The organism is Lentzea sp. NPDC004782 (genome assembly GCF_040609115.1).
Lineage (GTDB): Bacteria > Actinomycetota > Actinomycetes > Mycobacteriales > Pseudonocardiaceae > Lentzea.
The window spans coordinates 1-22,642 of sequence record NZ_JBEXJN010000095.1 but is presented as its reverse complement, the minus strand read 5'-3'; the positions used below and the strand labels follow the sequence as shown (position 1 = coordinate 22,642).

The 22,642-nt window shown below is 69.7% G+C and carries 21 protein-coding genes; 11 read left to right on the top strand and 10 right to left on the bottom strand.

Annotation, left to right across the window (positions count from 1 at the left end):
• Positions 1-126: 126 nt before the first annotated feature.
• Both ABZV40_RS43570 and ABZV40_RS43565 read right to left on the bottom strand, forming a co-directional pair.
• Complete coding sequence (locus tag ABZV40_RS43570) at positions 127-1,068, bottom strand: quinone oxidoreductase (RefSeq protein WP_355455684.1); 942 nt, start codon at positions 1,066-1,068, stop codon at positions 127-129.
• 81 nt (positions 1,069-1,149) lie between these two features.
• A complete protein-coding gene (locus tag ABZV40_RS43565; RefSeq protein ID WP_355455682.1) occupies positions 1,150-2,736 on the bottom strand; it encodes a DUF885 domain-containing protein in 1,587 nt (528 codons plus the stop codon).
• Positions 2,737-2,772: 36 nt separating this feature from the next.
• On the opposite strand from ABZV40_RS43565, the gene ABZV40_RS43560 reads away from it, so the two are divergent.
• The 3 genes from ABZV40_RS43560 to ABZV40_RS43550 all read left to right on the top strand — a co-directional run bounded on the left by ABZV40_RS43560 (position 2,773) and on the right by ABZV40_RS43550 (position 4,382).
• Positions 2,773-3,063 carry a hypothetical protein gene (locus tag ABZV40_RS43560; protein WP_355455680.1) on the top strand — a complete coding sequence of 97 codons (291 nt, stop codon included), beginning with the start codon at positions 2,773-2,775 and terminating at the stop codon, positions 3,061-3,063.
• Positions 3,060-3,905 carry a hypothetical protein gene (locus ABZV40_RS43555; RefSeq protein WP_355455678.1) on the top strand — a complete coding sequence of 282 codons (846 nt, stop codon included), beginning with the start codon at positions 3,060-3,062 and terminating at the stop codon, positions 3,903-3,905. The genes ABZV40_RS43560 and ABZV40_RS43555 overlap by 4 nt, the downstream gene beginning before the upstream one ends.
• Positions 3,906-3,974: 69 nt before the next feature.
• Complete coding sequence (locus ABZV40_RS43550; RefSeq protein WP_355455676.1) at positions 3,975-4,382, top strand: hypothetical protein; 408 nt, start codon at positions 3,975-3,977, stop codon at positions 4,380-4,382.
• Here the strand turns inward: ABZV40_RS43550 and ABZV40_RS43545 are convergent.
• Both ABZV40_RS43545 and ABZV40_RS43540 read right to left on the bottom strand, forming a co-directional pair.
• The gene (locus ABZV40_RS43545) at positions 4,379-5,956 is read right to left on the bottom strand and encodes a cation acetate symporter (RefSeq protein ID WP_355455674.1); all 1,578 of its coding nucleotides are present in this window, start codon (positions 5,954-5,956) and stop codon (positions 4,379-4,381) included. The two genes, ABZV40_RS43550 and ABZV40_RS43545, sit on opposite strands and share 4 nt — an antisense overlap.
• Positions 5,953-6,363: a DUF485 domain-containing protein gene (locus ABZV40_RS43540; RefSeq protein WP_355455672.1), complete on the bottom strand. Its 411-nt coding sequence runs from the start codon at positions 6,361-6,363 to the stop codon at positions 5,953-5,955. Before ABZV40_RS43540 ends, ABZV40_RS43545 begins: the two co-directional genes overlap by 4 nt.
• 332 nt (positions 6,364-6,695) lie before the next feature.
• Here ABZV40_RS43540 and ABZV40_RS43535 point away from each other — a divergent pair, with 332 nt between their 5' ends.
• Genes ABZV40_RS43535 through ABZV40_RS43520 form a run of 4 tightly spaced genes read left to right on the top strand, consistent with a single transcriptional unit; the run spans position 6,696 to position 10,846 of the window.
• The gene (locus tag ABZV40_RS43535; RefSeq protein ID WP_355455670.1) at positions 6,696-9,284 is read left to right on the top strand and encodes a nitrate- and nitrite sensing domain-containing protein; all 2,589 of its coding nucleotides are present in this window, start codon (positions 6,696-6,698) and stop codon (positions 9,282-9,284) included.
• Positions 9,281-9,700 carry a roadblock/LC7 domain-containing protein gene (locus tag ABZV40_RS43530; protein WP_355455668.1) on the top strand — a complete coding sequence of 140 codons (420 nt, stop codon included), beginning with the start codon at positions 9,281-9,283 and terminating at the stop codon, positions 9,698-9,700. Before ABZV40_RS43535 ends, ABZV40_RS43530 begins: the two co-directional genes overlap by 4 nt.
• A 2-nt stretch (positions 9,701-9,702) precedes the next feature.
• A complete protein-coding gene (locus ABZV40_RS43525) occupies positions 9,703-10,248 on the top strand; it encodes a DUF742 domain-containing protein (RefSeq protein WP_355455666.1) in 546 nt (181 codons plus the stop codon).
• Entirely contained in the window at positions 10,229-10,846 is a 618-nt protein-coding gene (locus tag ABZV40_RS43520) for an ATP-binding protein (RefSeq protein ID WP_355455664.1), read from the top strand. Before ABZV40_RS43525 ends, ABZV40_RS43520 begins: the two co-directional genes overlap by 20 nt.
• Before the next feature lie 62 nt (positions 10,847-10,908).
• Here ABZV40_RS43520 and ABZV40_RS43515 read toward each other — a convergent pair whose 3' ends face one another.
• Positions 10,909-11,370 (bottom strand): hypothetical protein, encoded by a 462-nt coding sequence (locus tag ABZV40_RS43515; protein ID WP_355455662.1) that lies wholly within the window; start codon positions 11,368-11,370, stop codon positions 10,909-10,911.
• A gap of 136 nt (positions 11,371-11,506) precedes the next feature.
• On the opposite strand from ABZV40_RS43515, the gene ABZV40_RS43510 reads away from it, so the two are divergent.
• Together ABZV40_RS43510 and ABZV40_RS43505 are read left to right on the top strand one after the other, a co-directional pair.
• Positions 11,507-11,971: a transcriptional regulator gene (locus tag ABZV40_RS43510; protein ID WP_355455660.1), complete on the top strand. Its 465-nt coding sequence runs from the start codon at positions 11,507-11,509 to the stop codon at positions 11,969-11,971.
• Positions 11,972-11,981: 10 nt separating this feature from the next.
• Positions 11,982-13,076 (top strand): ankyrin repeat domain-containing protein, encoded by a 1,095-nt coding sequence (locus ABZV40_RS43505; RefSeq protein ID WP_355455658.1) that lies wholly within the window; start codon positions 11,982-11,984, stop codon positions 13,074-13,076.
• On the opposite strand, the gene ABZV40_RS43500 is transcribed toward ABZV40_RS43505, so the two are convergent.
• Genes ABZV40_RS43500 through ABZV40_RS43490 form a run of 3 tightly spaced genes read right to left on the bottom strand, consistent with a single transcriptional unit; the run spans position 13,055 to position 15,674 of the window.
• Positions 13,055-13,969, bottom strand: coding sequence for a COX15/CtaA family protein (locus ABZV40_RS43500; protein WP_355455656.1), 915 nt, complete (start codon positions 13,967-13,969; stop codon positions 13,055-13,057). The genes ABZV40_RS43505 and ABZV40_RS43500 overlap by 22 nt on opposite strands.
• Positions 13,970-13,989: 20 nt before the next feature.
• The gene (locus ABZV40_RS43495; protein WP_355455654.1) at positions 13,990-14,748 is read right to left on the bottom strand and encodes an ABC transporter permease; all 759 of its coding nucleotides are present in this window, start codon (positions 14,746-14,748) and stop codon (positions 13,990-13,992) included.
• The gene (locus ABZV40_RS43490; RefSeq protein WP_355455652.1) at positions 14,745-15,674 is read right to left on the bottom strand and encodes an ABC transporter ATP-binding protein; all 930 of its coding nucleotides are present in this window, start codon (positions 15,672-15,674) and stop codon (positions 14,745-14,747) included. The genes ABZV40_RS43495 and ABZV40_RS43490 overlap by 4 nt, the downstream gene beginning before the upstream one ends.
• 137 nt (positions 15,675-15,811) lie before the next feature.
• On the opposite strand from ABZV40_RS43490, the gene ABZV40_RS43485 reads away from it, so the two are divergent.
• Positions 15,812-16,387 carry a DUF998 domain-containing protein gene (locus tag ABZV40_RS43485; protein ID WP_355455650.1) on the top strand — a complete coding sequence of 192 codons (576 nt, stop codon included), beginning with the start codon at positions 15,812-15,814 and terminating at the stop codon, positions 16,385-16,387.
• Positions 16,384-18,369, top strand: a complete 1,986-nt coding sequence (locus tag ABZV40_RS43480; RefSeq protein WP_355455648.1) for a glycosyltransferase — start codon at positions 16,384-16,386, stop codon at positions 18,367-18,369. Before ABZV40_RS43485 ends, ABZV40_RS43480 begins: the two co-directional genes overlap by 4 nt.
• On the opposite strand, the gene ABZV40_RS43475 is transcribed toward ABZV40_RS43480, so the two are convergent.
• Complete coding sequence (locus ABZV40_RS43475) at positions 18,350-22,009, bottom strand: patatin-like protein (RefSeq protein WP_355455646.1); 3,660 nt, start codon at positions 22,007-22,009, stop codon at positions 18,350-18,352. The two genes, ABZV40_RS43480 and ABZV40_RS43475, sit on opposite strands and share 20 nt — an antisense overlap.
• Positions 22,010-22,318: 309 nt before the next feature.
• Positions 22,319-22,612 carry an HNH endonuclease signature motif containing protein gene (locus ABZV40_RS43470; RefSeq protein WP_355455686.1) on the bottom strand — a complete coding sequence of 98 codons (294 nt, stop codon included), beginning with the start codon at positions 22,610-22,612 and terminating at the stop codon, positions 22,319-22,321.
• Positions 22,613-22,642: the final 30 nt, after the last annotated feature.

Sequence of the window (22,642 nt, the reverse complement as noted above, 5' to 3'; positions counted from 1 at the left end):
TTGTCTTTGAGCTCTGTGAGAGGAACCCAAAGATGATCAAGCGGTGGCCGTACCCATGTCAAAGGTCAAGAGCATCCTGGTTAAAACACCAGGTGAACGAATGCGCCGTTCATCGATGGCGAGCGGTCAGGGCAGGAGCAGCAGCTTCCCGGTGGTCCGGCGCGACTGCAGGTCCGTGTGCGCCTGGGCCGCCTCCTCCAGCTTGTAGCGGCCGCCGATCCGCACGTTCAGCGTCCCGTCGGCGATGGCGCCGAACAGATCAGCGGCCCGCCACTCGAACTCCGCGCGGTCGAGCAGGTAGGCGCCGGTCGAGGGCCGCGTCAGGTACACCGACCCGGCGGCGTTCAACCGCTGCGGGTCCACCGGCGGCACCGGCCCGGACGAGGCCCCGAACAACGCGAGCAGCCCGCGCGGCTTCAGCGACGCGAGCGACTGGTCGAACGTGTCCTTGCCGACCCCGTCGTACACCACGTCGACCTTGTCGATCTGCGACGCGAAGTCCCCGTACCGCAGGACCTGGTCGGCCCCGGCCTCGCGGGCCAGCGCCTCCTTCTCGTCGGTCGACACGGTCGCGACGACGAACGCCCCCTTCGACTTCGCCCACTGCGTCAGCAGCAACCCGACACCGCCGGCCGCCGCGTGCACGAGCACCCGGTCGCCCTCCTTGACCGGATAGGTCGAGAAGACGAGGTAGTGCGCGGTGACCCCCTGCAGTAGCGCGGCCGCGGCCAGTTCGACGTCGAGCCCGTCCGGCACCCGCACGGCGGCCGAAGCCGGCACCACGACCTCGGACGCGTAGCTGCCCAGCACGGACATCCACGCCACCCGGTCACCGACGGCGAAGTCGGGGGAGTTGGACACGACCACCTCGCCCGCGCCCTCCAGCCCCAGCGCGGTGGGCAACGGCACCTGGTACTGCCCGCTGCGCTGGTAGGTGTCGATGTAGTTCACGCCGGCCGCGCCCACCCGCACCAGCAGCTCGCCGTCACCGGGCACCGGCGACGGCACGTCGGAGTACTCCAGCACCTCGGGGCCACCGGCCGAACGCACCACCACTGCCTTGGGCATCTGTCCTCCTTGATCGACTCAACCCGGTCAACCCGGTCGGCGACCTCGATGTTCCTGCTCCCACCAGGTGGGAACCACCGGTCAATCCTCGCCGAGCGCCACGCGGCGCGCGAGCCCGAGCGGCAGCGCGCCCGAGCCCGCGATCCGGTCGTGGAAGTCCCGCAACGAGCCCAGCCCCGCGGCCAGGTAGTCGTCGCGGATCAGGTCGATCTCCAGCGCCCCGGTCAGGTACGACGGCGCCTGCGTCGGCACCGCGCAGTACCTCTTCACCTCGCCGGCGGCGGTGCCCGGCGTCAGCGCCGTCCGCGACACCATGAACGCCTCGGCCTCGGCGGGTGTCATGTCACCGCAGTGCAGGGCGGTGTCGACGATCATCCGCGCGGCGCGGAACAGTCGTGCCTCGACGTGGCCCATCAGGGCCGCGCGCGAGGTGTAGTAGCCGACCGACCGCAGCAGCTTCTCCGCGTACAGCGCCCAGCCCTCGGAGAAGTACGGCGTCCGGAACACCTTCCGCAGCGGATGCGTCCCCTCCTGCGCCGCGACCCACGCGGCGTGCCAGTGGTGGCCGGGGTAGGCCTCGTGCACCGAGATCGTCGGGATCTGGGCGCGCGCGTTGGTGCGCAGCCGCTGCGTGATCTGCTCGGGCGTCGCACCGTCGGGCGTGAACGGCACGAAGAAGTGGCCTGCCCGCAACGACGTCAGCGCCGGCGGCCCGACGTAGCTCGCCACCGACAGGACCTCGCGGTGGAACGCGGGTGACGGCACCACGCGGCACTCCTCGCCCTCCGGCAGGGTCACCAGCGAGTGCTCGACGAGCGCGGCACGCGCCCTGGACGTCTCCGCCTCGTACTCCGCGCGCATCGCTTCGAGCGTCGGCGGGTGGTCGTCCTGCAGCGAGCTCATGGCCGCACGCCAGTCGGGAGACCCCGCCAGCTCGATCAGCTCGGCCTCCAGCGCGGCGTAGGCGTCCTGTCCGCGCTGGTGCAGCTCGGACGCGCCGTAGCCGAGCATCTCCTTGTCCTGCAACAGGGTCGAGTAGAGCTTCTCGCCCATCCGCCAGTCGCCGCTCGCCCGCACGGCGAAGTCCTCCAGGAACGCCGTGTGCCGGTCGAACGCCTCGGCGGCGGGCACGGCGGCCTCCGCCAGCCGTGCGCGCAGATCGGCGGAGGACACCTGCAGCGGCAGGGAGTCCAGCACGAACGACCGCCCCGTCCGCACCTGTCCCAGCGCCCGTTGCACCACCAGCGGCGACGCCAGCGACGCGTCGAGGTTCGCCTCCGCGGCGGCGAAGACCGACGGCACCTCGCGCAGCTTCGCGATCACGGACGCGACGAGCTGGTCCTCCGGCAGCAACCGGTGCAGGAACGGGGCGAGCAGTCCGAAGAAGACCATCCCGGAGTACTCGTACGGATCGCGCCGCCAGCCCGGCCAGGTCTCCGCCGCGATCGACCCGCGCAGCACCGACAGCGCGAGATCGCGGTCCACCGAGCGGGGCAACGGCTCCAGTCGCGCGAGCCACGTGTGCGTCTCCCCGGCCCGCTGCTCGAACGCGGCAGCGGAGAGGTCCCCGAACGTCGAGTAGTGCTCGATCGAGCCGACCTGCGCGGCGTGGGCCGGGTGGTGGTCGAAGTACCACGAGAGGAAGGACGCGAGCGTGTCGGTGGTCACCCGACCGAACCTACTCGCTGGTTTTACAGTGTGGGGGTGTCTGATCAAACCACTCAGAAGCGCATCGCCGAGTTCGTGAAGGCCCACGGCAAGCCGGGCACCGCGGTCAGGGCCGTCGTGGAGCCGATCGGCCGCGCCGGCGCGCGGATCGTGCTGGTCGGCGCGGACGGCGCCATGGGCGACGTGATGGCCAAGGGCGTCGAGGCCGCCACCAAGGCCGTCGAGGCGGTCGACAACGTCGAGCAGGCCGAATGGGACCGCGAGACCACCGCCGCCACGAAGATCGGCCCGGCCCACCGCCGCAAGATGGCCACGATGCGGTCATGAGGGTCGTGCTCGCGTCCTGCGCCGCCCTGCCCAAGGGAGACGGCGACGAGGACGCGCTCGTCGAGGCACTGCAGCGCGACGGGGTCGACGTCGTCTGGCAGCCGTGGGGCGAGCCCGTCGACGCCGATCTGGTGGTGCTGCGGGCGACCTGGGACTACACCGAGCGCCTCGACGAGTTCCTCGCCTGGTGCGAGGGCGTGCCCGCGCTGGCGAACCCGGTGCCGGTGGTCCGCTGGAACACCGACAAGTCCTATCTGGTCGAGCTCGCCGGCCGCGGTGTCCCCGTCGTGCCCACCGCCGTCGTGGTGCCGGGGGAGATCCCGGATTTCCCGGACGGCGAGTTCGTGGTGAAGCCCGCGATCGGCGCGGGCTCGCGCGGTGCGGCGCGGTTCACCGGCCACGCCGAGGCCCTGGCGCACCTCGAAGCCCTCGGCGTCAAAGCACTCGTGCAGCCGTACCAGTCCAGTGTGGACGCCCACGGCGAGACCGCGCTGGTGTTCTTCGCCGGCGAGTACTCCCATTCGTTCCACAAAGGACCGATGCTGGCGCAGGGCCTGGCCGAGTCGGAGTCGGGCCTGTACGTCGAGGAGGAGCTGCGCGGCATCGAGCCGGACCGGCGCCAGGTCGAGCTCGCGAACCAGGCCCTCGACGTCGCCGCCGAGCTGCTTTCGTTGCGGCGCCAGGACTTCCTCTACGCCCGCGTGGACGTCGTCGCGGGTGCCGACGGCGAACCGCTGCTGCTCGAACTGGAGCTGACCGAGCCGACGCTCGGGTTCAAGCACACCGGTGAAGACGCCGCATCTCGTTTGAGTGCGGCAATCAGGGGAACCGCGTCTCGTTAAGGCCGCTTCCAGGAAATCGGGGATAGCGTCGGAAAACGTTTTCCATCCCCGATTCCCCCTGGAGGAACCGTGCTGTCAGCGCTCACCGGAGTCGCCCTCGCCGTGGCGGCCGTCGCCGCACCCCCGTACGCGGGCAACCTCGGCACCGCCACCTATCAGGGCTTCGCGACCTTCACCGACGACTACAAACCAGACTTCGACGTCGTCGCCTGCCCGAAGAGCGACCACCTGCCGAAGCTGCCCAAGCAGTTCGTCACCGGTCTCAACCGCCCGCAGTTCGGCAAGGGCGACAAGAGCCCGAACTGCGGCGTCACGGTCGAGGTCACCGGTCCCAAGGGCAAGCTCAAGGTGCTGATCGTCGACGTCGCCGAAGGCCCGAAGTCCGGTGACCTCAACCTCGACCGCGCCGGGTTCGCCAAGATCGCGAAGATCGACGACGGCCGCGTGAAGATCAGCTGGAAGGTCACCGCCCCCTAACGCAGGCCCGAGCCGATGCCGGTCAGCCCGCGGACCTCCATCTCCGACTGCTTGGCGGGGTCCGCGGGCTCCTTGCTGAGGATCGTGCCCAGGAACCCGGCCAGGAACGACAGCGGGATCGACACGATGCCGGGGTTGGAGAGCGGGAAGTACGCGAAGTCGACGTCCGGGAACACCGACGACTTCGAGCCGGAGATCGCGGGGGAGAAGACGATGAGCAGCACGCACGACGTGAGACCGCCGTAGATGCTCCACAGCGTGCCGCGCGTGTTGAACCGCTTCCAGAACATCGAGTAGAGCAACGTCGGCAGGTTCGCGGACGCCGCCAGCGCGAAGGCGAGCGCGACCAGGAAGGCGACGTTCTGGCCGTTGGCCGCGATGCCGCCGACGATCGCGAGCACACCGACGCACACCGCGGTGATGCGGGCGACCCGGACCTCCTCGCGCGGATCGGCCTCACCGCGCTTGATGACGTTCGCGTACACGTCGTGCGCGAACGAGGCCGACGCGGTCAGGGTCAGGCCGGCGACGACGGCGAGGATCGTGGCGAACGCCACCGCGCACACGATGCCGAGCAGCACCGTGCCGCCGACCTGGAACGCGAGCAGCGGCGCCGCGGAGTTCTCGCCACCGGGCGCACCGGTGATCTTGTCGGTGCCGACCAGCGCCATCGCGCCGAAACCGATGACCAGCGTGCACGAGTAGAAGATCGCCATCATCCACGTGGCCCACACGACCGACCGACGGGCTTCACGAGCGTTCGGCACGGTGTAGAAGCGCATCAGCACGTGCGGCAGCGACGCGGTGCCCAGCACCAGGGCCAGGGCGAGCGACAGGAAGTCCAGCTTCGTCAGCCCCGACGAGCCGTACTTCACGCCCGGCGAGAGGACGGCCTGGCCCAGCGGCGACTTCTGGGTGGCGCGGTCGAGCATCGCGGAGAAGTCGAAACCGAACTTGCCGATCAGGAAGATCGTCAGCAGCGACACCGACAGCACGAGCAGCACGGCCTTGATGATCTGCACCCACGTGGTGCCCTTCATGCCGCCGACGAGCACGTACAGCACCATGACGACGCCCACGACGGCGATGATGATCGCCTGGCCCACGGAGCTGTGCACGTCCAGCAGCAACGCCATGAGGCCGCCGGCACCCGCCATCTGCGCGATCATGTAGAAGATCGAGATGACCAGCGTCGCGTTGGCCGCGGCGGCGCGCACCGGGCGCTGGCGCATGCGGAACGCCATGACGTCGCCCATGGTGTAGCGGCCGGTGTTGCGCATGCGTTCCGCGATCAGCATCAGGCCGATCAGCCAGGCGACGACCCAGCCGATGGAGTAGAGGAAGCCGTCGTAGCCGTTCACCGCGATCGCGCCCGAGATGCCCAGGAACGACGCGGCGGAGAGGAAGTCACCCGAGAGCGCGATGCCGTTCTGGGTGCCGGTGAAACTGCTGCCCGCCGCGTAGTAGTCCGACGCGCTGACGTTCCGCGTGGAGGCGCGGTACACGATGTAGAGCGTCAGCAGCACGAAGATGCCGAAGACGGACAGGTTGATCGCGGTGTTCGCCCCGGTCACGCGAGCTCCTCAGCGGTTTCGGCGAGCGCGCGCACCTTGTCGACCTGCGGGTCGAGCCTCTTCTTGGCGTAACGGGCGTAGGCCATCGTGATGATGATGGTGGTGACGAACTGGAGGAATCCCATCGTCAACCCGACGTTCACCGTTCCGAACAGGGGCGTGCTCATGAAGTCCGCGGCGTAGGCGGAAAGCAATACGAAGGTGACGTACCAAGCGAGGAACAGCAGCGTTGCGGGGACAATAAATCGCGTCACCCGCCGCTTCAGCGCAAGAAAATCCTCACTCGTTTGGATGGCACCGAAATCAGGCTCACCGTCACCATCGATCAGCAATGAGTGAGGATGCTCGTCAAAGGTCGCGAATCCGGGCGTCGCCGGGCGTGACACTGAGGGCAGCGCCTTCGTCATCAACCGCTCGCATTCGTTACGGGGAGTACTCGGCCGTGCGCTTGTGCAGAGGTGCGATCGCGCCGGGATGGAGGGCGCCAGCGTAACCACGCGTGGCGGCGAGTCAATCCCCAGGAGACGCAGGACCACCCCATGAGGTGGGCTGTCACCGTCGGTGACCATTCGCACACGCCCCAGGTCGTTGTCGCGTCACGCTCTCTGGCCTACTATCCGCTCACACCCGATACGGCTGATCGCGATATCGAGCTGGGGGTGTCTCAAGTCGCGGGGATTCACCAGGCCAGGAGGTAGCCGATAGTGGGGCACTTCGAGCGCGCCTTGGGGATCATTTCGTGAATGTCGAGTGGAGAAAGATCAGCGACTGGCGCAACTGGCGCCTGCCCGTCAAGCTCGGCGTCGTGCTGCTGGTGCCGGTGGCGGTCGCCGTCGGTGCGGGCGCACTGCAGATCTCCGGTTACGTCGACCGGTCCAACAGCTACGTGCAGATGCAGGGCCTGGTCCGGCTGCGGGCGGATCTCGCGCCGCTGATCTCCAGCGTCCAGCAGGAACGCACGCTCGCCGCGCAGAGCACCACGAGCGGCTCCGGCGTCGGCGCCTACCAGAACCAGATCAGCGCAACCGACAGCGCCGCCGCGACCGTGCGCCGCCGCGTCGAGCGCACCGACGGGCTGAGCGAGGTCTCGCGCAACCGCTTCACCGAGCTCGGCGGCCAGCTGGAGACGTTGAAGGGCCTGCGGGAGAAGGTCACGCAGGGCGGTGACGGTGACCCCAACAGCGCCACCATCGGCTACACCCTGGTCGTGAAGTCCCTGCTGGACTTCGAACAGGCGCTCATCAGCCAGTTCGGCGACCAGGGCATCTCCGGCACCGCGATGGCGCTGCACAACATGGTCATCGCGCAGGAGCAGATCTCCCAGCAGTACGCGATCGTGTTAGCCGGGATCGGCCGGGGCAGGCTGCTCGGCGCCGAGGCCCGGTCGCTGGAGCAGTCCGACATCCGGTTGCAGGACCGCATCAACGACTTCCAGGCCATCAGCACCGCCGAGCAGCGCCGCACCTACGAGCAGACCGTCACCGGCGCCGCCGTCGCGAGCCGGACCGTGCTGACCGAACGCGCGCTCTCGCAGCCCGACGGCGTCCAGGTGACGACGCGTCCCGGCCAGCCCAAGCCGCCGCCGTCGTTCGGCATCAACGTCGACGACTGGAACAGGGCGTCCGGCACCACCATGCGCCTGATGGACGAGGTCGTCCGCGGTCTGCAGGACGAGCTCGCGAACTCGGCCGCCGCGCTGCAGGACGACACTTCCAACAAGGCGGGCGCCGCCGCGGTCATCCTGCTCGCGATGCTGATCGTCGCCGGCACGCTCACCTTCGTCATCGGCCGTTACCTGCTGCGCTCGCTGTCGCAGCTGCGGCACTCCGCGCTCGACGTGGCGCACCACCACCTGCCCGAGGTCGTCGCCGCCATCCGCGCCGACCGCAAGCCGGACACCGAGATCGAACCGGTGCCCGTGCACACCAGCGAGGAGTTCGGCCAGCTGGCGCGCGCGTTCGACGCCGTGCACGAGCAGGCCATCCGGTCCGCGGTCGAGCAGTCGTCGCTGCGGTCGGGCATGAAGAACATCTTCGTCAACCTGTCGCGCCGCTCGCAGGGCCTCGTCGAACGCCAGCTCAAGCTCATGGAGGAGCTGGAACGGCACGAGGAGAACCCCGAGCAGCTCGCCAACCTCTTCAAGCTCGACCACCTCGCGACGCGCATGCGCCGCAACAACGAGAACCTGATGGTGCTGTCCGGCACCGACGTCGCCCGCCGGTTCCACCAGCCGGTCCCGCTGGCCGACGTGCTGCGTGCCGCCGCGTCCGAGATCGAGCACTACCAGCGCGTCGTGGTGAAGTCGACACCGTCGGTGGAGATCGTCGGCTACGCGGCCAGCGACCTCGTCCGCCTCGTCGCGGAGCTGCTGGACAACGCCACCGCGTTCTCCGCGCCCGCCACCCAGGTCGTCATCGGGTCGCGGATCGACCAGCAGGGTTCGGTCCTCGTCGAGGTCGCCGACGAGGGCATCGGGATGGGGCCCGCGGAGCTCACCGAGGCGAACGAGCGGCTTTCCTCTGGTACAGAAGATGATGTGCCGGTATCGCGCCAGATGGGTCTTTTCGTCGTCGGTCGTCTCGCGGCCCGCCACGGCATCACCGTCCGGCTGCGTGCGCCGGGCGAGGGCCGGGAGGGGCTGCGCGCGTTCGTCCTCGTGCCGTCCGAGCTCGTCCGCGCCCAGGAACAGTCCGCCGCACCGGCCCAGCCGCGGCACGCCGCGCTGCCCCAGCCGAAGCAGGCGCTGGCCGCCAAGCAGCCGCACGTGGTCGTGAAGACCCCGAACCTGGCGCCGCCCGCCCCGGCCCCCGCCATCGAGCACCCGCGCGAGTCGGCCGAGTGGACGTCGTTCCGCGGCGCCGCGATCGAGGAACCGCCGCTGCCCCAGCGGCAGTCGCCGCCGGCCCCGGTCGAGACGACGTCCTCCTGGTTCGCCGGAAGCGGCGTCGGTGAGAGCACCTCCGGCGAACCGGTCAACGGTGATCATTCGCCGCCGGCGTCCCGGCCAGGGCCGTCACCCTCGGTAGCGACCTCCTGGTTCGGCAAGAAGCCGGCCGGAGGTGTCTGGGAACAGTCGGGCGACCCCGCGACGGACGCCGGTGAGACGGAGGCCGGGTTGCCGAAACGGGCGCCGCGCAAGAACCTGCTCCCCGACCTGGCGGAACGTTCCGACCACGGCACGCGTCCCGCGGTGGCGCCCAGACGCGATCCGGAGCGAGCACGAGGCTTCCTCGCGAGCTACCAGACAGGCATCCGCCAGATGCCGTTGGGCGGCAACGGGAACGGAAACGGCCGGGGGAACGGCCTGGGGAACGGGGAGAAGGCATGAGCACGCCGCAGTCGCGTCAGGTGGACCAGTTCGGCTGGCTCATCACGAACTTCACCGAGCGCGTGGCGGGCGTCGCGCACGCCGTCGTGATCTCGGTGGACGGCCTTCTGCTCACCAAGTCGACAGGCCTGCCGCCGGAGCGCGCCGAGCAGCTGGCCGCGATCGCCGCGGGCGTCGCATCGCTGACGATGAGCGCCTCACGTTGTTTCGAGGGCGGCGGAGTGTTGCGCACCGTGATCGAGATGGACTACGGGATCATGCTCCTCATGTCCATTCGAGACGGATCTTGTCTGGCGGTTCTCGCCGCCCCCGACAGCGACGTCGGTCAAGTGGCCTACGAGATGACCGTGGTCGTCGACCAGGTGGGCCAGATCCTCACCCCCGAACTGCGAGCGCAGCTGCACAGCGTGAGGTGATCATGAGTTCGGCCGCTGACGCGCACCGACGACGCAGACGGGTGGAAACGCCCGTGGAGCAGACGTTCGCCGACCTGCTCAACGGGTTCACCCTGGACTCGGGCAGAAGGCGAGCGCGCACCGCGTCCGAGGTGCCCGCGCGGGAAGAGACGCTCGTCGCACCGCAGGAGGCGACACCGATCCTCGAGCCTCAGGTCGTGGAGGCTCAGGACGCCTCGATCGTTCGTGCATATGCCTGGACGGGTGGGCGCACACGGTCGAACATCAACCTCGAGATCGAGACACTTGTCTCCGCCAATGATCAGAGTCGGCAGTCTGCCGGTATGTTGCAGGCTGAGCACCAACACGTCGTCGAGCTGTGCCGCTCGCCGCGATCCGTCGCGGAGGTGGCCGCACTGATGCGCCTCCCGCTGGGAGTCGCCAAAGTGCTGCTCGGCGACATGGCGGAACGAGGTCTGGTGGACGTGCACCAGACCGCTTCCGCGGGCGGTGACACGCCGGACCTCGGGTTGATGGAGAGAGTGCTGAGTGGACTACGTCGGCTCTAGATTTCCCGACTTCGGGCCCCCTGGGCCTCCCGGTCGGGAGCTGACCTCGGCCAAAGTCGTCGTCGCCGGTGGCTTCGGCGTCGGCAAGAGCACCTTCATCCGGTCCATCGTGGAGAGTGATCTCCTCACGATGACCGCTCTGCCGCCGGAGCGGGCGGGCTTGGTCACCGAGCTGGTGCGAATCCAGTTCGGACGCGTGTGGCTCGATCCCGGGCTCGCGCTGCACCTGTTCGTGGCCCCGCAGTGGCAGGACCCGCGGGCGGGCTGGAACGACGTGGTGCGCGGAGCCGTGGGCGCCGTGGTGCTGTTCGACGTGATGCGCCCGGCCGACTCCGTGGACGCCATGCGGTACTTCGAGGACCACCGGATCCCGTACGTGCTGGCGTTGAACAACGTGCACGCGTCCGTCCGGTCGGACGTGAAGGCGATCATCCGCGGCATGGGCATCGACGCCGCTGTGCCGGTGGTGAACTGCGACCCGCGCGTCCGGCTCTCGGTGCGCGAGACGTTGATCTCGCTCGCCGAGCACGCGAAGCTGGACCGGTGGCGGCGTCGGCCCGGGCCTGACGAAACGACCCCGCTCGCGCCTGTCTGCTGACCGCGGCGCCGTCCGGTCGGGGATGCGCTCGCCCGAGGTCCGGGACGTCCTGTCGTGAGTGGTCAGCCCAGGCCGGCGAGCTGTCGCGTGTGCACGGGCAGGTGGTTGTCGGCCAGGCCGTCGATGAGGGCGGCCAACGGCAGCGGCCGGTCCAGCAGGAGCTCGTCGCCGGACATCAGGAACACCGGCACCAGCACCGCTGCGGCCTTGTCGCTGAGCTGGTCCGTGAGATCACAGAGAACGCCGGCCTGGCTCCGGACGTGCGCGATCAGGTCCGCCCTGCCGGAGTGCTCGGCGATGATCCGGTCCAGGTTCGGGCCGTCGAGGCAGATCCGGTTGTCGAACCCCGGTCGCGAGCCGGAGACGACGCCGAGCGCGACCGCCGCGGTCGCCGCGTCGACGCTGAGCACGTGCGCCAGCACCTGGTCGGCGTTCCACCCGCCGTCGGCGGCCTCACCGAGGCCGGGTGTCGCCGCCACGTCGAGGAACTTCTCGTAGGCGCGGCGAAGTGCGGTCGTGTCCATCGGTACGTCCTTGGTCTGCGCGGGAGTGAAGTGCAACCGATGGTTGCACTTGTGGGCGGCCAAGTGCAACCTTTTGTTGCGCAAGAGGTTGACAAGATCGCTACGATGATTTCAGTGCTGACCGAAAGGTGTCATCGTGAGCGTCGGACGGGAAACCCGGCTGTCTGCCTGGATCGAGCGGTTCGCGGCACACTTCGCCGAGGAGGGCATTCCGCTGATCGGCGGCCGCATCCTCGGCTACCTGCTGGTCTGCCAGCCCGTCGAGCGCACGGCGGCCGAGCTGTCCCAGGAGCTCGAGGCCAGCAGCGGCTCGATCAGCACGAACCTGAAGTACCTGGTCAACGTCGGCCTGGTGACCAAGCGGACCCGGCGCGGCAGGCAGGCCGCCGAGTACCGGATCAACGAGAAGGCCTGGTCGGAGTTCGTGCAGCGCAAGCTGAACGCGATCGCGAGCGTGCAGACGCTCACCGACGACGGCATGCGGCTGCTCAGCGGCGACCCCGAGCGTGCGATGCGGCTGCGGACCGTCGACCACCTCTACGGTTGGCTCTCAGCGGAACTTCCCGCTTTGTGGGAGCGCAGGCCCGCGTCGCCCAAGTAGCTTGGGATGCATGTGGCACCCGTTTCGCGACGACATCGAGTACTACGAGGAACGAGCCAGGGGACTGCTCGCTTCCGCGTGGGACGGGACGCCCGGTGCCCTGGCGGTCTTCGACGACGTGCCGCTCACGGAGGAGGGCGCGCACACCGTCCTCGCCCAGGCGCACGGCTGCGAGGACTGGAAGGCGCTGCAGGCCAACATCCGCAGGCCCCGGCCGTTCGCCCGCGCGTACCAGGCGATCGAGACGCGCGACCTCGGTGAGCTCAAGGCGATCCTGATGCGCGACCCGTGGCTCGTGAAAGCCGGCGGTACCAACGGCAACGACCTGCTCGGCCTCGCGTCCGCCACCTGCGACGAGCGGTTCGTGCAGGTGCTGCTGGAGGACGGCGCGGACGTCAACCACCAGAACGTCCACGGCTGGACCGCCCTGCACCAGGCCGCTTGCATGAACCTCCCGGCCATGGCGCGGATGCTGCTCGCCGCGGGAGCCCGCACGGACCTCGAAGCCCGCGGTGAAGGCGGTACTCCGCTGACCGTCGCGTTGTTCTGGGGCAACAGGGACGTGGCGGAGCTGCTGGGGGTCGACCCGCCGAACCTGCGCACCGCGGCCGGCCTCGGCAACCTCGACCTCGCCGCGCAGCCGGAGGCGAAACGCGGTTACTACCGGCCGCACAGCGGTTTTCCGCGCTGGTGGCCGACGAACGACCCGCAGGAGGTGCTCGACGAGGCGCTGTCGTGGGCCGCCCGCAACGACCGCGTCGAGGTGTTCGGCGACCTGCTGAAGCGCGGCGCCCGCATCGACGCGGACGTCTACCGCGGCACGGCGCTCGCGTGGGCGGCGTGGTGCGGCCTGGAGAACGCCACCCGCACGCTGCTGGACCTCGGTGCGAACCCCAACCAGCGCACGGGTTTCGGCGGCCCGATGCACGGCGAGGGCGTCACCGCGCTGCACCTCGCGGCGGAACGCGGGCACCTGCCGGTCATCCGGATCCTGCTCGACGCGGGCGCCGACCCGACCGTCAGGGACGCGAACTACGAGGCGACACCGGCGAACTGGGCCGGGCACAACTCGCAGGACGAGGCTCAGGCCTTGCTGAGCGCCTGATCCTCGGCGGGCAGTTCGACCTCGTGCGTGCGCTCGCGGGACGACGTCCACAGCGTCGCCGTGGCCACGACGACCGCACCGGCGCCCAGCACGTGCAGCGACACGAGCACCTCGGGCACACCGGTCCAGTACTGGACCATGCCGAGCGCGCCCTGGGCGAGCACGACACCGACGAGCGTCCAGTACACGCGGGTGCGGGTGAAGAACCCGACCGCGATCAGCAGGCCCAGGAACAGGAAGAGCAGGTCCGCGTGGACCTGTGCGAGCGCCGCCACCTTGATGCCCAGGCGGGGCGTCGAGGCGTCACCGGCGTGCGGCCCGGCGGCGGTGACCCAGGTGCCCGCGAGCAGCAGCGCGCCCAGCACAGCGGCCATCACGACCTGGAGCTTCACCAACGGCGCGGGCACCAGCAGCCGTGCCGGGCCGTCGCCCTCGCGCAACGAGCTGACCAGCAGCACGGCCAGCCACACCAGGACCATCGAGATCATGAAGTGGACGGACACGGTGTACCAGGCCAGGCCCGCCAGCACCGTGACGCCGCCGACGACCGCCTGCAGCGCCACCCCGCCGAGCTGGATCAGCGAGAGCGTGAGCACCCGCCGGCGCCGCGGCTGGTGGAACCACGCCGCCAGCACGCACAGGCCCGCGATGACCCCGACGACACCCGTCAGCGTCCGGTTGCCGAACTCGACCCACTGGTGCAGTGCCGCGACCTCGGGGTGCTGCACCGGGACGACGCTGCCGTCGACGCACTCTGGCCACGTCGGGCAGCCGAGACCGGATCCGGTCACCCGGACGATCGACCCGGTGACCGCGATTCCGGCCTGCGCGATGACGACGGCAATCGCGAACGCGCGCTGCCAGGACACGAGGAGGGCGGTCAGCTTCGACACGCCCTTGATGGTAGGTCTCGCTAGGTAAGACGAGTCGTCCGGGTGGCCAGTGCGCCGGCCACAACGCCCCAGGCCAGAAGCACTGCGACCGGACCCGCACCGGGCGCAGTGCCGTACACCACAGCGCTTTCCATCGCCTGCGCCAGCGCGGCGGACGGCAGCAGGTGCACAAATCCGACCGGCACCGACAACGCGACACCGCCGACCATCAGCAGCACGAACCAGATGATGTTGGCCAGCGCCAGCACGATCTCCGCGCGCAACGCCCCGCCCAGCAGCACGCCCAGCGCGCCGAACGTCAGCGTGCCCAGCACGATCAGCAGCACCAGCCACGGCAGCCCGGACAGCGGGAACTTCCAGCCCAGCACCACCGCCGTGACCGCCAGCAACGCGACCTGGAGCGCCGCGACGACCAGCGCACCGCAGATCCGTCCGGTGACCAGCAGCCAGCGGGGCAGCGCCGAGGCGGCCAACCGCTTCAGCACGCCGTACCGCCGGTCGAAGCCGAGCGCGATCGCCTGCCCGGTGAACGCGGACGAGATGATCGCCAGCGCGAAGATCCGCGCGGCCGCCGAGCCCACCCGCGGTTCCGGCATCGGGATCACCGACATCAACGACAACGCGATGAGAAGCGCCATCGGGATGATGACGGTCAACAGGATCTGCTCGCCGTTGCGCAACGTCAGCACCGCTTCGGTGCGGGCGTGCACGAACAGCATGCGGGCCAGCGATCCGCGGCCGGGCGCGGGCTTGAACGTGCCGGGAGCGAAGGTGGTCACGAACGCAGCTCCCTGCCGGTCAGCTCCAGGAAAACGTCTTCGAGGCTGCGCTTGGCCACGGTCAGCTCCTCGGCCAGCACCCCCTGCTGCGCGCACCACGACGTGACGGTCGACACGACCTGCGGGTCGATCAGGCCCTCCACGACGTACTGGCCACGCGTGGCCTCGCGCACCTTCAGCCCCTCGGGCAGCGCGGCGGACAGCAACGACGTGTCGAGGCCCGGCCGGGCGCGGAACCGCAGCTGCTGGTCGTCCGCGCGGTTCGCGGTGAGCTCGGTGGGCGAGCCCTGCGCCACGACTCGGCCCTGGTCGATGATGACGACCTGGTCCGCCAGCGCCTCGGCCTCGTCCATGAGGTGCGTGGTCAGCAGCACCGTCACGCCGTCGTCCTTCAACGCGCCCACGAGGTCCCAGACCAGACGACGCGCCTGCGGGTCCATGCCCGCGGTCGGCTCGTCCAGGAACACCAGCTCGGGGCGTCCGATCAACGCGCATGCGAGCGACAGTCGCTGCTGCTGGCCGCCGGAGAGCCTCTTGTAGGGCGTGCGCACCGCGCCGGAGAGCCCGAGCACCTCGATCAGCCACTTCGGGTCCAGCGGGTTGGCCGCGCACGCCGCCACGAGGTTCAGCATCTCCTCGGCGCGGATGCCGGGATAACCGCCACCGCCCTGCGGCATCACGCCGATGCGCGGGCGCAGCGCCTGGTCTCCCGGCGCGAGCCCGAGCACGCGCACGGTGCCGTCGTCGGCCGCGCGGAAGCCCTCGCAGATCTCGACGGTCGTCGTCTTGCCCGCGCCGTTGGGCCCGAGCAGGGCGAGAACGGTGCCGGGCTGCGCGACGAGGTCGAGGCCGTCGACGGCGGTCTTCGAGCCGTACCTCTTGACCAGCCCCGAGACTTCCACCGCAGGCTGGGGATTCGGGCTCACGAACGGTCAGCCTAGGCGGTGCCCGGTTTCACCCGCCTGGTGGGGCTGGCCCTACCCCCGGGAGTCAGGGACACCTCAGGGTCTGCTCGGGGGAGTTCCCCATTGGTTGATCAACGCGACCACAAGAGACTTCTGACGTGATCGAGTCGGGGGCGAAAAGACGGGGATTGGTGGTCGGGGGACTGGTGTTCTCACTGGTCCCGATTTTCTACCTGCACGTGGTGTCGGCGGGGCAGCTGAACCCGATCACGGACGTGATCAGCGACTACGTGTTCGTGCGCAACGGCACCGAATGGCTCGCGACAACTTCGCTCAGCCTCGCGGCCGTCTCGGCGTTGCTCGCCGTCAACCTGCGCGGTGTAGGCAGGTCAGCGCAGTGGCTGATCGGCGTCTGGTCCGCGGGGCTCACGGTGTCGACGATCTTCCCGACCGACCCGACGGGGGCACCGACGTCGATGTCCGGCTACATCCACCGGTACGCGGGAGCGGTCATGTTCGTGGCGCTGCCCGCGGCCGGTGCGCTGATCGCCCGCAAATTTCCGGCTCTGCTCGGTATCGCATTGATTGCGGCTGTGTCGAGCGCGGCGTTTCTGGTGAGCCACGTTTCGTTCGCCGGATTCGAGGCGCGCGGGCTCACCGAACGCGTTTTGTTCGCATCCCTTTACGGACTTCTTTTCGCCATCGCGGCACTACAGGTGAGGCGCACGACATGACCATGACGGCCATCACGCTCGCCGTGCTCGGCGCCGTGTGCTTCGCCCTCGCGGCCCGGTTGCAGCACGACGCGGTCGCCGAGACCGGTGCCCGTGTCGGTGTTCTCGCCCAACCGCGCTGGTTGGGCGGGCTCGCCCTGCTGGTCGCGGGGGCCGGCGTGCACGCGGCCGCGCTCGGCATGGCGCCGCTCACCGTCGTCCAGCCGGTCGGCGTCCTCGCGATCGGCATGACCGCGTTGCTGGACGGGCGGTTCCGCGAGCTGCCGGCGATCCTGCTCACCACCGCGGGCGTCGGCGCGTTCGTGTTCCTCGCGTCCGGCAGCGCGACTGCGACCCAGATCGCACCGGACGCCGAACTCACGGCCGGTTTCGTGGTCCTCGGCGCGATCGCTGTGCCTGGCGTGATCGCCGCTCTCACGACCAACGCGCGCGTTCGGGCCGTGGCGTTCGCTTCGGCTGGTGGTGTCGCGTACGGGTACGTGTCCGTCCTCATGCGAGCCGTCTCCCAGGCGGTGCAGCAGGGCGGGTTCGGGTTCGCGCAGCTCGTGTCCGTGCTCGCCATCGCACTCTCGCTCGCCGTGGGCGGCTGGCTGGTCCAGCACGCCTACGCCGGCGGGCCCCCTCATCTCGCCGTCGCCTGCCTGACCGTGGTGGATCCGCTGGTCGCGGTCGGCATCGGCGCCTTCCTGCTCGGCGAGGCCGCGCACCTGTCCGTGTGGACCGGTGCAGCGCTGATCGCCTGCGCGCTCACCGCAGCCGGCGGTGTGTTCGCCCTCGCTCGTCAACCTCGTGTCTCTACTCGATCGGAGCTTCCCGTGAACACCTCCAGCGCGCTGCGCGTCGTCATCGCCGCCGACACGTTCCCGCCGGACGTCAACGGAGCCGCGCGCTTCGCCCAGCGCCTGGCGGTCGGTCTCGCGTCCCGCGGCCACGACGTCCACGTGATAGCCCCGGACTCGCCGCGGGCCACCGAGATCGACGGCGTGACGGTCCACCGGCTGCGCTCACACCGGCTGCCGTTCTACCCGGACTTCCGCTTCTGCCTGCCGTGGCAGGCCTCGAAGGAGGCGGACGAGCTGGTCAAGTCGTTGCAGCCGGACGTCGTGCACGTCCAGGCGCACTTCGTGGTGGGCCGGTTCGTCCTGAACTCCGCCGTCGCCCAAGGAATTCCGACGCTCGCCACGAACCACTTCATGCCGGAGAACCTGTTCAGCCACGCGCACGTGCCGCCGTTCCTGCAGGGCATGGCCCGCAAGTTCGCCTACCGCGACCTGGCGCGCGTGTTCGGACGGGCCGACGTCGTCACCGCACCCACGCCGCGGGCCGTGCAGTTGTTGCACGACAGCGGCTTCCCGGAGCGCGCGGTGCCGGTGTCGTGCGGCATCGACATCGCCCGCTACCAGCGTTCCGTGGTGCACAACGACCGTCCCACGGCGTTGTTCGTCGGGCGGCTGGACGAGGAGAAGCGCGTCGACGAGTTCCTGCGCGCCCTGGCCCGCGTGCCCGGCGCGTTCGGCGAGATCGTCGGTGACGGCACGTGCCGCGCCGAATGGGAGCTGCTGGCCCGCGCCCTGGAGATCACGGACCGGGTGAAGTTCCACGGCTTCGTGTCCGAGGACGACCTGCTCGACGCCTACGCCCGCGCCGACCTGTTCGTCATGCCCGGCGTCGCGGAACTGCAGAGCCTCGCCACGATGGAGGCGATGGCCGCGGGCAAGCCGGTGATCGCCGCGAACGCCATGGCGCTGCCGCACCTCGTGCACTCCGGCCGCAACGGCTGGCTGTTCGAGCCCGGTGACGTGAACGCGCTGGCCCAGCGCCTGCACACGCTGGTGCACGACGCGCCGATGCGGGCGCGGATGGGCGCCGCCAGCGGCGAGATCATCTCGCATCACGCGCTGGCGGCGACCCTGGAGCGCTTCGAGGCCCTGTACGCACGGGCGATGGGGCTGCCGGCGCCCGTCATCGCGTTGGCGGCCTGAGCTTCTGCTCGATCTGCTGCGCGACGAGCTGTCCGTTGCGGGAGAGGGTGAGCGTTGAGGGGTGCTCACCCTCTCCCTCGATGAGGAACCGGTAGAGCGACGCGTGACCCTCCAGCCGTTCGCGCAGCACCGCCTTGATGTCGCAGTCCTCCGGGTAGATCGCCGGAATCGCCTCGCTGACGAGCTGGCGGCTGATCCGGCGGCGTTCCACCCGCGGCACGTACCAGGACGTGATCAGCAGCAGCGTCAGGCCGAACGCCAGCGCCGTGCCGATCACCGTCGTCCAGCCCCACCCGTGTGGACGGATGACCAGCAGGACGTCCGCGAACACGAGGTAACCGATGCCGTAGACCGCCGCCCAGCCCGCCGTCGCGGCGGCCGGCGGTTCGGCCCGTTCCGTACCCCACACGCCCTCCGCCAGGCGCCACCGCTGCAGCGACCTGCCGGCGCTCAACGCCTTGTAGACGCCGAACACCATGCACAGCACCGAGGTGGGGATCACCAGCCAGGGCTTGGTGTGCAGCTCGAACTGCCAGATCGCCCAGACCAGCCCCATCGCCACCACGACCGCGGCCGCCTGCTTCCAGCGGCGCTTGATGATCTCCAACGGCCTGAAGTCGGCCAGCACCGCGAGCGGCGTGCGGATGGGCGCGGGCAGCGAGCCCAGGACCAGCAGCGCGGTGACGACCAGCGCGACCCCGGCGATCGTGATCGTGCCGGTGGTGACCTGCGACCTGTCGTTCGGCAACCGGTTGATCGCGATGGCCGCCAACGGGATCACCGGTGACAACAGCACCAGACCGTGCAGCATCGTGCCGCTTCTCAGTGCCGCGTAACCGAAAGCAGCGAGCAGACAGGCCGCGCCGATCGCCGCGCCCGGTCCGGCCGCCCACGTCGGCAGCAGACCGAACAACGCCATGACGACCAGCGCGCCACCGATCGCGAGACCGAGCAGTCCCAGGAACTGCGCCAGGTTCCCGCCTCTGGTCAGGCCGGTGATAGTCCAGTAGGGGAGCAGCGCGGCACCGCGGATCGAGCGGGTGACCGGCCGGACCGCGGAGAGCCCCGACCGTTCGGAGTCGGCGACCGTGACCGCCACCGCCGCGGCCGTCGCGGCCGTGCGGATCATCTGGTCGGACGCGGCCTCCTGCGTCAGGGGCTCGCGGCCGATGCCGGCGCGGTCGAACGCGGTCAGCGCCGCCATGCCCAGCGTGACCGTGTGCTCGTGCGGATATTCCAGGCGCCGCAACAGGTCCTCGTGTTCTTCGAGGAACAGCTCACCCCGTGAGCGCTTGTCCGCGCCGTCACCGCGGTCGGCGATGATCGCGGCCCGCAGCCGCGGCAGCTCGTCGCAGATGATCCGCCAGTGCAGGCCCCACGCGGCCAGCTCGGCGAGCTTCATCGACGACGGCGACAGCTCGTGGTCCGCTTCGTAGATGCTCGTGAGCTCCTGCTTGGCCTCCTCGGCGCACACGGCGACCTGGACCGGCAGCTCCGGCCCGAACATCGTCTTGATCACGCTGTCGACCACGGCTTCCGCCCGCTCTGCCGGCGTGCGCTGGTCACCGTCGGGCCGGCCGAGCAGGTCCATCCGGCGCAGCCGCCGCGGGTCGAACAGCACCCGGCACAGCATCGTGGCGCCGTCGAGCCGTCCCCAGATCCAGTCGTTGACCCGCCACGACCGCTTCAGGAACCCGGAGAACCGCGCCAGCGACGCCCCGCCCGCCTTGTCGTCCGCCGTGATCGACTGCTGGGCGAACGCGTTGCGCGTCTGCAGCGACACCTGCACCAGCTCGACCGGCGTGTCCAGCCCGGTCGAGGAGTCGTCGGACAGGCAGGTGCCCGCGATCTCCAGGGCCAGCAGCCTGCTCAGCGACCGTTGCGCCGCGGACAGCCCGGCTTCCTGCGCCGTGGCCGCCGGCGTGAGCAGCGCCTGCCAGCAGCCGAGCCCGCCGAGCTCGAGCCGGTGCTCGTCGAGCTCGGCCATGACCTGCTGGGCCTCGCCGACGATCCGGCCGATCTCGGCGACCTGCGCCCTGACCTCCAGACCGAGATGCCCGTCGATCATGCTCTCGTGGTAGCTCGCCAGCCTGCCGATCCAGTACTCCTCACCGAGCGAGTCCGACGGCTGCCACGCGAAGACCTCGGACCTGAGCTTGCGCAGTTCGGCACGCACCTGGTGCAGCTCGCGGCGGGCGGTGGCGATCTGGTCGGCCTTGCCGTCCGGCGCGACCCACACGAGCCGCTTGAGCAGGTCGAGTGCCGACGCGCCGAGGCGTTCGGCCATCGCGACGCCCCACTCCCAGCCCACGTCCTCCCGGCACACGACGCTCGGCAGCTGCACACCGGGCACGTACGGCAGCACCCCTTGCGTCTTCTTCCACGTGCGCTGCGCGCTCTCCGCCGCCCGCCGCGCCCGTTCGAACGACCAGTTGGCCGGATTCCCCTTCGGCAACGCGAACTGCTGCGCCACCGCCTGCCGTGCCGCGAGCCGGATCTCGGCGTCCTCGTAGTGCCCGAAGAGCTTGTCCGCCAACGAGTACACCTCGTCGACGACGTTCTTCTCGTCCGCGTTCAACCGCTCCAGCAAGGCCATCCGCCCGCCCCTGCTGCCGGCGGCACGCCGGTTGTGCTCCTCGATCTTCTCCACGTAGGTGCGGCCGGCCTGACTCGACATGGCGCTCAACAGCTTCGCGCCCGAACTGACCGTCGTCATCGCCGTGGCGGCGGTGTCCGCGACGGGTTCGGACCCGAGCGGCTCCGCGTGCGGGAACACCAGCAACATCACCCGCCGCACGGGCCCGTCCGCCGGCATCCGGTCAATGGCCTCCAGGGCCTCCTTGGTGGGCGTGTTGACCAGCACCCCGCCGTCGACCGCGAACCTGCTCCGATCACCCCCGTTGGCCCAGCTGGCGACGTCCGCCATGTCCGGCCGCTCCGGCGTGGCCTGACCACCGACGGGGATGAAGCTCGGCTCGAACGCGAACGGGAAACTGGCGCTGCTGCGCGCCGCCAGCGCGAGCTGCAGGACGCGCTCGTTCAACTTCTCGGCCGTGAAGTCGTTCCTGGTGTCCTCCGCCACCCAGTCGTAGGGGTCGCGGCGGAACGAGAAGCTGCCCTGGTGCACCGACTGCGTGAGCGGCTGCCCCAGATCGTCGTAGGTGATGGTGGGAACCCCGCCCAGCAACGTGGTGGTGATCCGCAGGTCGATCGGCCGCTCGTAGGCCTCGGTGGGCTCGAAGTCCGTGGTGAGACGGGCCAGCGCCTCCTGCAACCGCGGCAGGAAGAACTCGTCCCCTTTGAGCAAGCTGGCCGGCTCACCCCGGAACGGTGTCCTGAGCAGCTGCTCCATCCGCCCCTGCTCGGCCCACAGATCCCGCAGCCTGCTCAGATCGGCTTTCTTGTTGACCTGCGACAACGCCAGCGCGGCCCCGTTGATGCCCCCGGCCGACGTACCGGCGATGACATCGGCCCGCGCGGTGCAGCCCACCAGGTCCAGCAGCGGCTGGTACACACTGCCCGGCCTGGTCAGCCGGTCCAGCTCCAGCACCACACCGCCCATCCAGACGGCCAGACTCACACCGCCGTTGAGCACAACGGCGAACCGGACCTCTTCGCGCGACATGGGTTGCTCGGTCATGCCACCCCACCCCCTCCGGCGTCGATCATCCCCCTGCCAGGTATTCGTCCGCCGAAGGGATGTGGTTACTGGTCCGGATGCCGCTCGGTCACCTTGCGCAGGCCCTGACGAGCTTGGTTGCGTCATCGCCGCTTCGCGACGCTCGCGATCGGGGCTTGACTTCGGGCCCTTGCGAGGTGCCGGTCGGCCTTGAAAAGCCGGGCTGAAAAGAGCCCGGCCGATCCGAGCACGGTAGCACCTCGCACCAAAGTCAAGCCCCAATCGCAGTCGTGCGTGGTTGCGTTGGACGGGTATGTCACGTCATACCGCTTACCGGGTCGGCATCAGGCCTTTACCGGCTCGCTTCGCTTCGCCACGGCCGAAGGCCGGGCGGTCACGCGACCGCGTTGATGACGTTACGTCTCGGTTTTGCTGCGGGTCCAGCCAGCTGGGTGCGTAGAACGTCGGGATGCCGTGCACCATTGTCACTTCCCACTCACTCCGGTGAATGAGCGTGTGGTGATGGCGGCAGAGCAGCACCGCATTCTTGACCGATGTATCGCCGCCGTTCGCCCAGTGATGGACATGATGCGCGTCGCATTGTTTCGGGGGTCTGCCGCAGATGGGTCGACCTTGAGCGCGCCTTCCGAGTTT

Coding starts and splice junctions, on each gene's coding strand:
- ABZV40_RS43515 (WP_355455662.1), bottom strand. CDS start 11,370: ATGGACACGACCGCACTTCGCCGCGCCTACGAGAAGTTCCTCGACGTG.
- ABZV40_RS43525 (WP_355455666.1), top strand. CDS start 9,703: ATGAGTTCGGCCGCTGACGCGCACCGACGACGCAGACGGGTGGAAACG.
- ABZV40_RS43475 (WP_355455646.1), bottom strand. CDS start 22,009: ATGACCGAGCAACCCATGTCGCGCGAAGAGGTCCGGTTCGCCGTTGTG.
- ABZV40_RS43505 (WP_355455658.1), top strand. CDS start 11,982: ATGTGGCACCCGTTTCGCGACGACATCGAGTACTACGAGGAACGAGCC.
- ABZV40_RS43570 (WP_355455684.1), bottom strand. CDS start 1,068: ATGCCCAAGGCAGTGGTGGTGCGTTCGGCCGGTGGCCCCGAGGTGCTG.
- ABZV40_RS43540 (WP_355455672.1), bottom strand. CDS start 6,363: ATGACGAAGGCGCTGCCCTCAGTGTCACGCCCGGCGACGCCCGGATTC.
- ABZV40_RS43530 (WP_355455668.1), top strand. CDS start 9,281: ATGAGCACGCCGCAGTCGCGTCAGGTGGACCAGTTCGGCTGGCTCATC.
- ABZV40_RS43555 (WP_355455678.1), top strand. CDS start 3,060: ATGAGGGTCGTGCTCGCGTCCTGCGCCGCCCTGCCCAAGGGAGACGGC.
- ABZV40_RS43480 (WP_355455648.1), top strand. CDS start 16,384: ATGACCATGACGGCCATCACGCTCGCCGTGCTCGGCGCCGTGTGCTTC.